This window comes from Caldicellulosiruptor bescii DSM 6725, from assembly GCF_000022325.1.
GTDB lineage: Bacteria > Bacillota > Thermoanaerobacteria > Caldicellulosiruptorales > Caldicellulosiruptoraceae > Caldicellulosiruptor > Caldicellulosiruptor bescii.
Genome location: NC_012034.1, coordinates 401,172 through 414,226 on the forward strand (window position 1 = coordinate 401,172; position 13,055 = coordinate 414,226).

Sequence of the window (13,055 nt, forward strand, 5' to 3'; positions counted from 1 at the left end):
AGAATGGGTATTGAGTATGAGATTAATTATGATATTAATGATTTATACAAATTATTCGGTAAAAAGGAGTTTGATGAGATTAGTTATATTGAACAATTATTTAGTTGGAGTATAGAAGATAAATATGGGATGGGTATATACTTTTACATGTCTGTTTATGAGTTTTATTGTAGTTTATCATTATATTTTAACGAAACAAAAGGAATAATTGATTTAGATTTATACGAAGTTAAAGAGATAAGGCGAGAGAGTGATGAAGAAGGTGAGAAGATGATAATAGAAAGGGAAGGGGATAGGGCAGGAGTAGTAGCATATTTTAAGCCTAATTTTGCGATAGAGATTAACAAAGTGAGAACGAAGAGTGATGCAGGTATAGGGCAGAAGATAAAGTATAACGTATATGAATTAATAGACCTGTTTGAAAGTGAAGCATATGAAGCTAATGAAGAGGAGCAAAAGTATTGGTGGAGGAAGAGAGATAGAGAAGGGTTTTGTTTAACATTTTACATGTCAGTAAATGAAGGCATATGTGATTTATGTTTAACTTATGAGAATTTTGAGAAGCCGATATTTAATATAGAGATAGACGGAGTGCGAAGATTGAGGGGAGAAAGTGAGAGGAAAGAAGGGGAGTTGGTAATGGAGAGATTGATTATAGAGAGAAGTGAAGGGAAGTCGCCGGTAGTGGTATACTTTAGACCTAATTTTAAGATAGAGATTGAAGATATAGATAAACTATAGTTAACAGGATAGGGGAAATAGGCCAACATGTTTGTCAGAAGATTTTTGGGGCTCTGTTAAACAGATTATTTATGAGAGCCCCTGATATTTTTAATATGAACCAATAGCAAATTAACAGAAAATAAAGAGAGTGGGTATATATATGCCACAGCAAGATATTATTTACCGCAGGTAGGCAGATTTATAGGCAAGGACAGGATATTTGGAGAGATAGCCGAGCTTACAAGTCAGAACCCATATGTATATTGTTTGAACAATCCGCTGATATATGTAGATCCGAGCGGAGAGCTAAGTGTAAGACAGAGCATATTGTTAATCCAAGGATTGGGATTGGGTTTATGGGAAGTTGCAAGGGAACAATTAAAAGCATTAGGAGATATTATCAGTTTTAGGTTTATAGGAGCATTTATTGATATAGCAAAAGCTTTACCGAAATTATTAAACAGTGATGTTATAAAGGAATTATTGAAGAGTTTATATGATAGGTATGTAGAACCTGTTGAATATGTTATAAAGCATACAAGAGAAGTGTTTAGTGGCAGAGCATGTAATGAAGAAGTTAAGGAATATGGAAAGAAGTTAGGAATAGTAGTTGGGACAATAGTAGCAACAGTAGCAGATATTATATTAGGCAAGAAAGCGATAGAATTAGGAGCAAAGTTAATACAGAAGTTAGGTAATATAAGTAAGAGAGTAAAAGGTTTAATTTGGAAGGTAGCAGAAGCAGCACCTAAGAAGAGGATTACGCTTGAGGATTTGATAAAAGAATCAAAACGGATTAAGCTTCCCAAAAAAGGCAAAGGTAGTAATTCAAAGGTGCCACAATATGCAAGAGAAGGAGGGTTTGAAGGTGCTTTGAGAGATTTTTACAATTTAGGGCCAAGGAATGTAAGAATAAAAGAAACAGGTGATAACATTGTATATATTGGTGAAATTGAAAATAATATAACAGTAAATGCAAGAGTGAATAGTAAATTTGGTAAACCTACATTGGAAATAATAGGGCCAGTAGAAGAAAATGGTAAAATTGAAAAAGACACGATAGTAAAATTTAGATATGATGATTAAAATGATAGTAAGATGTAAAATAGTCCTATAAGGTATAAAAAAATAAAGAAGGTTGATGAAGTTGAATTGGTTAAACATAAGGGTTAATTGTAATGCTGTTAGGTATGAAGATGATGGTCTTTTAATAGAGATAATTCAAGATGAAAGAAAATTTTACGTATGGGTTGGTGGGTGGAATTATTCAGTGCTCTATTGTGCTACAGAAAACAGGAGGAAACTAATGGAGCAGTTAAAAAAAATAGAGCCAATTTATCATAACGAAGGGCTGTATATGTATGTTGCAAAAAATACTGGGTATATTGAATGGATTGTTGAAGATAGTCTAATACTTGAACCAGATTATATTGAACATTATATAATACCAACTAGGAACTATGTGGTAGAATATTTGGATGTATCAGGAATGCTGGTATCACCTTTGAAAAAGGAAGATATTAAAGTAGATGATAACAAAATAATAAATGGGATAAAGCTTACGAATATGTCATGGGAGTATAAAAAGGAAGAATACAAGGAATATTTTGAAGATAGACTACTTCCAATGTATATGAGTATTACAAACATAGTGTTTAATAAAGGAAAACTCGATATATTACTAGAAAGTCCATTAGGAGAAGATGATGAGAAAAGATATTATTTACAAGAAGAAGTATTAATAACCTTTGAGAGTGGTATTGAGGCAGTGAGATTTGCAGATGAAGGGTACAGAACACTATCGGGGCCTACTGTTTATGATGCAAAGAAAAAGGAATTTACTGGCAGATACATGTTTAAAGTAGAGAATTCGGAGTTTATCAGGTGGTTAGAAGAGGAAAGAGGGAGGGAGTTTGAGGATGAGGTAAACCATTATTTTATTCTTTCCTCGATGTTAGTAGTGGATGTTATTGCGAAGAGCGAACCAAAGATTAAAAAAATAGGGATAAGGAGAATAACAAAAAAGAGATGAAAATGGGAAAAGAAAGTTAGTGGGGGCTGTTTTGGATGAGATTTAACAGTCCCCATCCTTAGTTTTTTATTGTAAATTGCAGGGAAGGATATATTCTTTGTTGTTAGAAAAGGATTGAATAACTATAAAGTTTAAAAAAAGAAAGAAGGATGAGAAATATGAATTGGTTTTGTGAAGGGTTCAAATGGCAGGTTGTTGAATTTAATTATGGTGCTGAACTTTTGATAAAACTGAGGAATGGGGAAGAAGAATTAAAAATATGGTCGATTTGGGTATATTCAATGCTGTATTGTGCGACACAAAACAGGGAGAGATTGACTCAAAAGCTGGGGACAAGAGAAGCTATTAAAGTAGGAGAAAAGCTGAATGTGTATGTGGGTAGGGATACAGGATATGTGAATTGGCTAATTCAAGATAGTCATCCATTTCCGAGCGATATAGAGCATTGGATTTTCCCAACAGAGAATTACGTTATAGAATATTTAGGTTTTTCACCGAATATAGTAACTTTGGAGTTTGAAAAGATGATAGAAGTAGAAGAGGAGAAAGTAATAGAAGGAATAGAGTTTACAAAAATGTCATTAGAATATGAGAAAGAAAGATATAAGAGGTTTAAAATTGGTATATATCCGAAATTGATGAGTATAACAGATATAACATGTAAGGGAGATAGATTAGAGATATTGATGGAGAATGAAATTAAAGATTATAAGAGGAAGAAATGTTACAATGAGAGGGTGTTAGTAACGATTGAGAGTGGCATAGAAGCAGTAAGGATAACAGAGAATAAAAGGAGGTTGCTATTGTGGCTAATATTTTGGAATACAAAAAAGTATGACCCTGAAGATAAGTATTTTTTCAACGTAGAGAATTCAGAGTTTATCAGGTGGTTAGAAGAGGAGAATGGGAAGAAATTTGAGAGAAAAGTAAAACATTATTGTATTTTTTCCTCAACTTTTATTGTAGATGTAATATCTAAAAGCAAACCAAAGATAAAAAGATTGGGTAGAAAAGAAAGAACGATTTAATGAGGAAAAGGAATGAAGGAGATATTTTAATTTGAGAGACATTTATAGATAAAGTAGCACAGAATGTGGGAAGAGCAATAGATGAACTATCGCTAAAGAATTTAGGGTTTTTCAAGGACATAGTAGTTGGTATAATAAAAGGTGTAATAAGACTTAGTGACATAGCAAGTGTATTAGCCGAGGGGTATTTTAAGGAGTATATAGAGCCTGTAGAGAGGTTAATAAATCTCAGTTCAGAAGTATTTGGAAGAGGAGTTGTATGTGACAGCAAGGTAATAGAGTATGGAAAATATTTAGGAATAGCCGTTTGCAACATAGTAGAGATAATAAGTGATTTTGCAACAGGCGGCACAGGAGTATTTGGCAAGGTAGCAGGAAAGTTAGTATCAGTTCTTGGCAAGGCAGGAAAAAGAGTCAGAGTTAAATTAGGGAAGATAGTAAAGAAATATGATGTTTTATGGGATTTGCCACCATATGGTGGGAAATACATTAACGGACGTTATTATACACAACATGCACTTGAAAGAATGGCTCCTGATATTCCTGAAGTAAGAGATTTTTTAGTGCAAAAATATCACAAAATAGCAACAGAAGAACTTGGTTACGAACCAGGATCAGATGATTATATTAGATTTATGAAGAAAAACGTTGATCCTAGAGGTATACCGCCAATGGTGATTGAGAATGCGATAAGGCATGGGAAAAGGCAGCCGGGGGATAAACCTGGAACATGGAAATATACTACTTCTGATGTAACAGTAGTTATAAATGGCAGAGGAGATGTTATAACAGCATATCCAGGGGGGGAATAAAGTAGTGTGTATTAATTACGATATTAATGATTTATTTAAATTATTCGGTGAAAAAAAATTTCTAGAAGATGATTATAAAGCAGAAACATTTTATTGGAGTATAAGAGATAAATATGGGATGGGTATATTCTTTTACATGTCAGTTTATGAGGGTAACTGTTCTTTAATGTTGAGTTTTAATGGAAAGGGTATAATTGATTTAGATTTATACGAAGTTAAAGAGATAAGGCGAGAGAGTGATGAAGAAGGTGAGAAGATGATAATAGAAAGGGAAGGGGATAGGGCAGGAGTAGTAGCATATTTTAAACCTAATTTTGCGATAGAGATTAACAAAGTGAGAACGAAGAGTGATGCAGATATAGGGCAGAAGATAAAGTATAACGTATATGAATTAATAGACCTGTTTGAAAGTGAAGCATATGAAGCTAATGAAGAGGAGCAAAAGTATTGGTGGAGGAAGAGAGATAGAGAAGGGTTTTGTTTAACATTTTACATGTCAGTAAATGAAGGCATATGTGATTTATGTTTAACTTATGAGAATTTTGAGAAGCCGATATTTAATATAGAGATAGACGGAGTGCGAAGATTGAGGGGAGAAAGTGAGAGGAAAGAAGGGGAGTTGGTAATGGAGAGATTGATTATAGAGAGAAGTGAAGGGAAGTCACCGGTAGTGGTATACTTTAGACCTAATTTTAAGATAGAGATTGAGGATATAGATAAACTATAGTTAACAGGATAGGGGAAATAGGCCAACATGTTTGTCAGAAGATTTTTGGGGCTCTGTTAAACAGATTATTTATGAGAGCCCCTGATATTTTTAATATGATACCAATAGCAAATTAACAGAAAATAAAGAGAGTGGGTATATATATGCCACAGCAAGATATTATTTACCGCAGGTAGGCAGATTTATAAGCAAGGACAGGATATTTGGAGAGATAGCCGAGCTTACAAGTCAGAACCCATATGTATATTGTTTGAACAATCCGCTGATATATGTAGATCCGAGCGGAGAGCTAAGTGTAAGACAGAGCATATTGTTAATCCAAGGATTGGGATTGGGTTTATGGGAAGTTGCAAGGGAACAATTAAAAGCATTAGGAGATATTATCAGTTTTAGGTTTATAGGAGCATTTATTGATATAGCAAAAGCTTTACCGAAATTATTAAACAGTGATGTTATAAAGGAATTATTGAAGAGTTTATATGATAGGTATGTAGAACCTGTTGAATATGTTATAAAGCATACAAGAGAAGTGTTTAGTGGCAGAGCATGTAATGAAGAAGTTAAGGAATATGGAAAGAAGTTAGGAATAGTAGTTGGGACAATAGTAGCAACAGTAGCAGATATTATATTAGGCAAGAAAGCGATAGAATTAGGAGCAAAGTTAATACAGAAGTTAGGTAATATAAGTAAGAGAGTAAAAGGTTTAATTTGGAAGGTAGCAGAAGCAGCACCTAAGAAGAGGATTACGCTTGAGGATTTGATTGAGACCGCTAAATTTGTTGAGAAAAAGAAATCTACCGGATTATGTATTTATGAAAAAAGTGGTGGTTTTGAGAATACTTTAAGAGATTTCTATAATTTGGAGCCGAAGAATGTAAAAATAATTGAAGGAACATACAAAGGAGATATTCAAATAACATATGTAGGAGATTTAGAAGATGGGAAGACAGTAATTGTAAGACTGAAAAGTGATGAGGGAAGACCAACGTTGGAGATACAAAAGTTTAGTGAAATATCAAATAGAAGTAAACCAAAGATAAAAATCAGGTATAATGATAATTAGTTTTTGTTGGTTGTTAAATTAAATGCAATAGTGAAAAATTAAAGCCATAGCTTCAAACAGTCTATGATTGTAGTATGGAATGGCAAAACCATACGCAAGGAGGTTTGAAGCTATGGCTTACAATAAACATACTACAAAAAGAATAAGATTTGAACACTCAAGCAGAGTATATAACAATAGCAATGACAAGTTGGAGTTATAATATGATATAAGAAAAATGGCGAAAAAATTAGCTACAAGAGTAAGTGCAATTTTCCTTTGAAGCAAAAATAGGTACAACACCTCGAGAAAAAATAATACTTAAAGTTTATTTAAAAAACACTTTAGTGTAACTAGAAAACAATTTGTTTAAAAAAGCAAGGAGTGGCAGGAAATGTAAACTATCAGACGAAATATGTTTATGAAGATTCAGAGATTATTGGGAAACAAGTTCACCAAGTTAAGTATTTAAACGTACGATATATTGAAATTTAAAAAGCAAAAATAAGAGAAGGTTGATAATAATGAGTTGGATAGATATGGGAGTTAGATGTGAGACAATTAAATTTGAAGGTAGTCAAGGGTTTTTCATAAGGTTGATTAAAGGACAAAAAAAGTTTGAGATATTAGAATCGGGATATCCATATTCAGTTTTGTTTTGTGCAACTGAAAACAGGAAGAGACTTATGGAGATGTTAGAAACGGAGGATCCGGTTGTTTTAGAAGAAGAGTTGTATATGTATATTGGGAGGAATACAGGATATGTAAATTGGTTAATTAGAGATAGTTATCCGGACTCAAATGATAAGGTACATTATATTATACCTACAAAGAATTATGTTATCGAATTTATAAGTAGTCTTGTACCGCCAGATATTATATATCCTTTTTATAAGAAAATGATAGAGATTGACGAAGAAAAAGTGATAGAAGGATTGGAGCTTACAGATATGTCATGGGAGTACGATAAGGAAGATTATATAGAATTTGTTGACGATGAGTTTCTTGAAAAAATGGATATTAGTAAGGGGCTATTTATTGGGGATCTAATATACAAGGAAGGGAAACTTAGAATATTATTAGATCAAGGAATAAGGAAAAATGAGGAAGGTAAATATTATATAGGTGAGCAATTCGTAGTAAAATTTGAGGGTGGTATAGAGGCAGTAAGATTTGCAGATGAAGGCAGAAGATTGTTATTGTGGCTTATATTTTGGGATATAAAGAAGTACAAATTTAAAAATAGATTTTTTTTGAAAGTAGAGAATTCAGAGTTCGTCAGATGGTTAGAAAAGGAAAGAGGTAAGAAGTTTGAAGAAGAGGTAAATCATTATTGCTTTCTTTCTGATATGTTGGTGGTAGATGTGGTATCAAAATGTAAACCTACGATAGAGAAACTAAAAAGAAATAACAGTGAAATCTCAAATAGAGATAATTAGAGATAATTTTAAGTAGACTACCTTAACTGATAATATTAAAGCCTCATCGAATTGATTTATCTTTCTGCTAATAGGCAATAAATATTTTTTAGGAACTGAAAAATGTTGTAGTTGTTTAGTTAGATAGAAATTACAAAGAATACGTTAAAAAATCTGAATGAAATAAATGTGATTATTAAAGTGAAATAACAATACAAAATTAATGCTTGAGATTCGAGTATTTAACTTTTAAAACGAATACAACTAAAACACAAAGAACCAAATGTTAAGTCTATTTACATTGCTATATATAGATGAGGAAATTGAATTATAAGAATGAGAGAAGGTTATGTAGGAATGAAATGGTTGGGTAATGAAGTAAGATTTAGTGCATTTAAATTTGAATATGGTAAAGGAATTTTAATGACATTGATTTATGAGAAAAATAAATTTGAAATATGGACAAGCTTGCCATATTCAATTCTATTTTGTGCAACGCAAAATAGGAAGAGATTAATCGAGATGTTGGAATCAAGAGTCTCTATTAAATGTAAGAAAGGCTTGTCTATGTATGTTGGAAGAAATACAGGATATATAAACTGGTTAATTCAAGAAAGCTATCCATTTCCTGATGACATAGAGCATTGGATTATACCTACGTCTAATTATGTTGTAGAATATTTGGGATCCTCACTGGATGTGATAGATCCATTGAATAAGAGTATAATAGAGGTTGACATAGAAAAAGTGATAGAAGGATTAGAACTTACAGATATGTCGTGGGAGTATGTCAAAGAAGAGTATAAAGAGTTTATTGATAGTAAATATCTCCAAGAAATAAGTCTTGAAAAAGTAATATACGATGAGGGTGGAGTTAGCATACTATTAAATGGTGAGTTAAGAAAAAATAAACATAGTGAAAATTATAAAGATAAAATTTTAATAACATTTAATAATGGTATAGAAGCGTTAAGGATAACAGAAGCTGGCAGAAGGTTGTTATTAGATGTTATGTTTTTGAATACAAAAAAATGTGAACCGGAAAGAAAATGTTTTTTTAAAGTAAAGAATTCAGAGTTTATCAGATGGTTAGAAAAGGAAAGAAGAGGGAAATTTAAGGAGAATATTTTTCATTATTGTTTTATTACTAGTAATATGATAGTAGATGCAATATCAAGACATAGCCCTGAGATAGAGAAATTAAGAGAGTATATGTAACAATAAATTAAAAAAGTCCAAATTAAAAAAGAGTTTTAAATTATTACAAGTAGAAGGTTGTAGAGGAATATGATGTATGGTAATAGTGATATATTAGAATTGAGAGCAGAAGATAGTAGAAGCAACAGATGGATTATCGCTAAAGAATTTAGGGTTTTTCAAGGACATAGTAGTTGGTATAATAAAAGGTGTAATAAGACTTAGTGACATAGCAAGTGTATTAGCCGAGGGGTATTTTAAGGAGTATATAGAGCCTATAGAGAGATTAATAAAGCTCAGTTCAGAAGTATTTGGAAGAGGAGTTGTATGTGACAGCAAGGTAATAGAGTATGGAAAATATTTAGGAATAGCCGTTTGCAACATAGTAGAGATAATAAGTGATTTTGCAACAGGCGGCACAGGAGTATTTGGCAAGGTAGCAGGAAAGTTAGTATCAGTTCTTGGCAAAGCAGGCAAGAGGGTAAGGACATATCTTGGCAGGTTTGCAAAACTTCAAAAGTTAGAACTTAAGATATCAGAAAAGACATTAAAATGGTTAAATGAAGGTGTAGCAGAGTATAAGGTGTACTTTGGTATAGACAAAAAAACAGGAAAAGCAGTATATGTAGGTATCACAAAAAGAGACCCTAACATAAGACTGAATGAGCACAACAGGAGTGGAAAGGATTTTGAAAGATTAGATGTTCAATTGGAAGGTTTGACAAGGAATCAGGCAAGAGCGATAGAGCAGTATTTTATAGAACATGGGCCAAATCAACTTAACAAAGCAAACAGCATTTCGCCGAGGTCAGAGTATTACAGTGAGGCACTGAAATGGGCAGAGTATTATCTTAAGAAGAATAAATTAATAGAATGAAGAGAGGAGAGGTGGTTAAAATGCTGATATATGATGAGAACAAAGATAAAGAAATCTTGAGATGGCAGAAGAGGTACGAATCATTGCCAGAGGATGTGAGGAGAAGACTTGATGAGTGGAATGAAATGATTAGTCAATTAGATAGGGAAAACAGGACAGAAGAGTACCAGCTGAGGGTGATAAAAAGAAGCAGGGTAGAGCCAAAAGCGGGGGATGTGTTTGTGTTAAGTCCGAGGGAGGGTTTGTATTTTTACGGTAAGGTAATGGTAGCCAAGATAAAGAATGAGACAAATTCATTTATAAATGGTGCCTATTCAGTATTTATATTCAAGTGCAAGAGCAGAAAGCCTGATATGAGTGGGTATAAGCCTGATTATAACAATTTGCTGATACCGCCGGCGATAGTACCGAGGTGGTACTGGACGAGCGGAAGGTTTTACAATGTTGGGCATGAAGAGATAACAGAAGAAGAGAAAAGATTAGATTATGGGTTTTATGAGAAGATGAGAAACATTTTTCGCAAAGAAGATGGGACTATATTGAAAAGAGAGCCTAAGATATGGGGAGGATATGGAATAACAACATATATAGGAATAGCATATGCGGTTCAAAGAGAGCTTGTGATAGACCCGAGTTTGGCAGAGTTTGATGAGTAGCAGGTTATAAGGGAGTGGCAGAACAAAGAGCTGCTCCCTTGTCACTTTTCAATCATGCAATTTACACTTTTGGCGGTGTTTGTGAGGGATGAAACTATTAATAATGTTTTTGGTAATGGCTATCACAAAATGCAAAAAATAGATAGCCTTTTTTATTTTGTAACAACTTTTTAACATTTGAGTAGTAGAAGCAAGCACAAAAAAAGGGTAAAATATTATATATGAAAATCTTAAAAAAATCAAAGTAAGGAGCAGGCAAAAATGGTAGGATATTTGCTTCCACATCCACCAGTGCTGATTCCCGAGATTGGGAGAGGCGAGGAGAAAAAGTGCCAGGCGACCTTAGATGCTTTACAAAAGGTAGCAGATGAGATAGCTGAATATAAACCTGAGGTCATAGCCATAATATCACCCCATGCACCTGTGTTTACGGATGCTTTTTTCTTGAACGACAAGCCAGAAATTGGTGGAAGCCTTGCAAGATGGGGTGTATATGGAATTGAATTTAGGTTCAAAAATAACCTTGAGATAGTTCAAGACATAGCAAAAATGTGCAGCCAGGAAGGGTTGACGGTTGGATTTGTGTCAGACAAAATTCAAAAAAGATATGGCGTTTCGCGAGAGCTTGACCATGGCGCGTTAGTTCCGCTTTATTTTATTACCAGAAAGTATAAAGAATTTGAGCTTATACACACTTCTTACTGTATGCTTGATGATATTAAGCTTTATAAATATGGAATGATACTCAGAAGGGCAATTGAAAAGCATGGCAAAAAAGGTTTAATTATAGCTTCAGGCGACCTTTCGCACAAACTCTCTTACGATGGGCCTTACGGGTTTGCAAAAGAAGGACCTGAGTTTGACAAACTTCTGGTTGAACTTTTGCAAAGTAGCAATGTACGAGCACTTTATGACATAGATCCTGTACTTTCAGAGAAGACGGCAGAATGTGGTTTCAGATCCATAAAGGTTTTGCTTGGAGCATTTGAGGGCTATAGTATAGAATCAAAGGTTTATTCATATGAAGGACCTTTTGGCGTTGGATACTGTGTTGCTGCCTTTTACCAGAAAGAACAGACAAGCTCTTCTTTGTTTGAGGAGATAGTGAAAAAAAGAGAAGAGAGACTAAAGAGAATAAGAGAAAATGAAGATGAATATATAAGACTTGCAAGAGAAAGCTTAGAATACTATGTAAGACACCGCAGGTACTTAGATTATATACCAGATTATGTCACAGAACGGATGCTAAGAGAAAGAGCAGGAGTTTTTGTGTCAATTAAAAAGGATGGAAACTTGAGAGGATGTATAGGTACAATTTATCCTACTCAAGAAAACATTGCAAAAGAGATAATCAGAAACGCTGTTGCAGCAGGGTTTCACGACCCCAGGTTTGAAGAGGTAACAGAAGATGAGCTTGACAGTCTTGTGTATGATGTTGATATTCTAAGCCCACCTGAGAAGGTAAACTCGAAAGACCAACTTGATCCTAAAAAATATGGAGTTATTGTGCGAAAAGGTGCAAGACAAGGGCTTTTGCTTCCTGATTTAGAAGGTGTTGACACAGTTGAAGAGCAGCTTAAGATAGCCTGCAGAAAAGCAGGAATTGATTATGAAAGTGAAGATTTTGAGATAGAAAGGTTTACAGTTGAAAGACACAAGTAGTAAGGGAAGAGGGTAGAATGGTTGAGGCAAGATATTATGAAAAGCTTGAAAGCAAAAAAGTCAGATGCAAGCTCTGTCCGCATGGATGCATTCTACCACAGGGCAGCACTGGTTTTTGCAGAGCAAGGAAAAATGTTGATGGAGTTCTTTATTCGCTAAACTATGGCTATATCTCTTCAATTGCATTTGACCCTATTGAGAAAAAACCTCTATATCATTTTTATCCGGGGTCAAGCATACTCTCTATAGGAACGTTTGGATGTTCGTTTAAATGTCTTCACTGTCAGAACTTTGAGATTTCCCAGCTAACTCCAAATGTGTTCGAGGTTGAGATAGAGAAGCTAATTGCTCTTGCTAAAAAAGACCCAAAATGCATCGGTATTGCTTTTACTTACAATGAACCTACCATCTGGTTTGAATATGTAATGGATGTGGCAAAAGCTTTTAAACAGGAAGGGCTAAAGACTGTGCTTGTTACAAACGGGTATTTGAATGAAGAGCCGCTTCAAGAGCTTCTTGAAGTGATAGATAGCGCAAATATTGATGTGAAAGCTTTTAATGAGGAGTTTTATAAAAAGATTTGCAGCGGGGATTTGGAATCGGTAAAAAGGTTTGTTGAGATTTGTGCTAAAAAGATTCATATTGAAATAACAACACTCATTATTCCAACGTTAAATGATAGGGATGAAGAAATAGAAAATCTTGCAAAGTGGATTGCCTCAATTGATGACAGAATTCCGCTGCACCTTACAAGATATTTTCCAAGATACAAGATGACTCTTCCACCAACACCAAAGGAGACATTAATGAGACTAAGAGAGGTTGCTAAAAAGTATCTTGTGAATGTGTATCTTGGTAATATTTAGAAAATAGTGGGGGAG

The 13,055-nt window shown here is 33.9% G+C and carries 11 protein-coding genes and 2 pseudogenes; all 13 read left to right on the top strand.

Annotation, left to right across the window (positions count from 1 at the left end; all coding sequences use genetic code 11):
* Window positions 1–3 precede the first annotated feature (3 nt).
* The 13 genes and pseudogenes from ATHE_RS01685 to amrS all read left to right on the top strand — a co-directional run bounded on the left by ATHE_RS01685 (window position 4) and on the right by amrS (window position 13,040).
* On the top strand, window positions 4–741 hold the full coding sequence (locus tag ATHE_RS01685) for a hypothetical protein (protein WP_015906948.1): 738 nt from the start codon (window positions 4–6) through the stop codon (window positions 739–741).
* A gap of 132 nt (window positions 742–873) precedes the next feature.
* Window positions 874–1,809 (top strand): annotated as a pseudogene (locus ATHE_RS01690) (RHS repeat-associated core domain-containing protein); the annotation flags it as partial.
* Window positions 1,810–1,870: 61 nt separating this feature from the next.
* Complete coding sequence (locus ATHE_RS01695; RefSeq protein ID WP_015906950.1) at window positions 1,871–2,755, top strand: hypothetical protein; 885 nt, start codon at window positions 1,871–1,873, stop codon at window positions 2,753–2,755.
* 158 nt (window positions 2,756–2,913) lie between these two features.
* The gene (locus ATHE_RS01700; protein WP_015906951.1) at window positions 2,914–3,783 is read left to right on the top strand and encodes a hypothetical protein; all 870 of its coding nucleotides are present in this window, start codon (window positions 2,914–2,916) and stop codon (window positions 3,781–3,783) included.
* A gap of 65 nt (window positions 3,784–3,848) precedes the next feature.
* Window positions 3,849–4,595, top strand: coding sequence for a hypothetical protein (locus ATHE_RS14185; protein WP_015906952.1), 747 nt, complete (start codon window positions 3,849–3,851; stop codon window positions 4,593–4,595).
* A gap of 4 nt (window positions 4,596–4,599) precedes the next feature.
* Window positions 4,600–5,322 carry a hypothetical protein gene (locus ATHE_RS01710; protein WP_015906953.1) on the top strand — a complete coding sequence of 241 codons (723 nt, stop codon included), beginning with the start codon at window positions 4,600–4,602 and terminating at the stop codon, window positions 5,320–5,322.
* Between the two features lie 133 nt (window positions 5,323–5,455).
* Window positions 5,456–6,385: pseudogene (locus ATHE_RS14065) on the top strand (RHS repeat-associated core domain-containing protein); the annotation flags it as partial.
* A 503-nt stretch (window positions 6,386–6,888) separates the two neighbouring features.
* Window positions 6,889–7,803, top strand: coding sequence for a hypothetical protein (locus tag ATHE_RS01720; protein ID WP_015906955.1), 915 nt, complete (start codon window positions 6,889–6,891; stop codon window positions 7,801–7,803).
* Between the two features lie 336 nt (window positions 7,804–8,139).
* Complete coding sequence (locus tag ATHE_RS01725; protein ID WP_041727311.1) at window positions 8,140–9,000, top strand: hypothetical protein; 861 nt, start codon at window positions 8,140–8,142, stop codon at window positions 8,998–9,000.
* Window positions 9,001–9,562: 562 nt separating this feature from the next.
* Window positions 9,563–9,856 (top strand): hypothetical protein, encoded by a 294-nt coding sequence (locus ATHE_RS01730; RefSeq protein WP_015906958.1) that lies wholly within the window; start codon window positions 9,563–9,565, stop codon window positions 9,854–9,856.
* Window positions 9,857–9,876: 20 nt separating this feature from the next.
* A complete protein-coding gene (locus ATHE_RS01735; RefSeq protein WP_015906959.1) occupies window positions 9,877–10,512 on the top strand; it encodes an immunity 26/phosphotriesterase HocA family protein in 636 nt (211 codons plus the stop codon).
* 261 nt (window positions 10,513–10,773) lie between these two features.
* Entirely contained in the window at window positions 10,774–12,174 is a 1,401-nt protein-coding gene (gene amrA, locus ATHE_RS01740; RefSeq protein WP_015906960.1) for an AmmeMemoRadiSam system protein A, read from the top strand.
* A 17-nt stretch (window positions 12,175–12,191) separates the two neighbouring features.
* Window positions 12,192–13,040, top strand: a complete 849-nt coding sequence (gene amrS, locus ATHE_RS01745) for an AmmeMemoRadiSam system radical SAM enzyme (protein WP_015906961.1) — start codon at window positions 12,192–12,194, stop codon at window positions 13,038–13,040.
* The last annotated feature ends 15 nt before the right edge of the window (window positions 13,041–13,055 follow it).

Coding starts and splice junctions, on each gene's coding strand:
- ATHE_RS01735 (WP_015906959.1), top strand. CDS start 9,877: ATGCTGATATATGATGAGAACAAAGATAAAGAAATCTTGAGATGGCAG.
- amrA (WP_015906960.1), top strand. CDS start 10,774: ATGGTAGGATATTTGCTTCCACATCCACCAGTGCTGATTCCCGAGATT.
- ATHE_RS01700 (WP_015906951.1), top strand. CDS start 2,914: ATGAATTGGTTTTGTGAAGGGTTCAAATGGCAGGTTGTTGAATTTAAT.
- amrS (WP_015906961.1), top strand. CDS start 12,192: ATGGTTGAGGCAAGATATTATGAAAAGCTTGAAAGCAAAAAAGTCAGA.
- ATHE_RS01725 (WP_041727311.1), top strand. CDS start 8,140: ATGAAATGGTTGGGTAATGAAGTAAGATTTAGTGCATTTAAATTTGAA.
- ATHE_RS01720 (WP_015906955.1), top strand. CDS start 6,889: ATGAGTTGGATAGATATGGGAGTTAGATGTGAGACAATTAAATTTGAA.
- ATHE_RS01685 (WP_015906948.1), top strand. CDS start 4: ATGGGTATTGAGTATGAGATTAATTATGATATTAATGATTTATACAAA.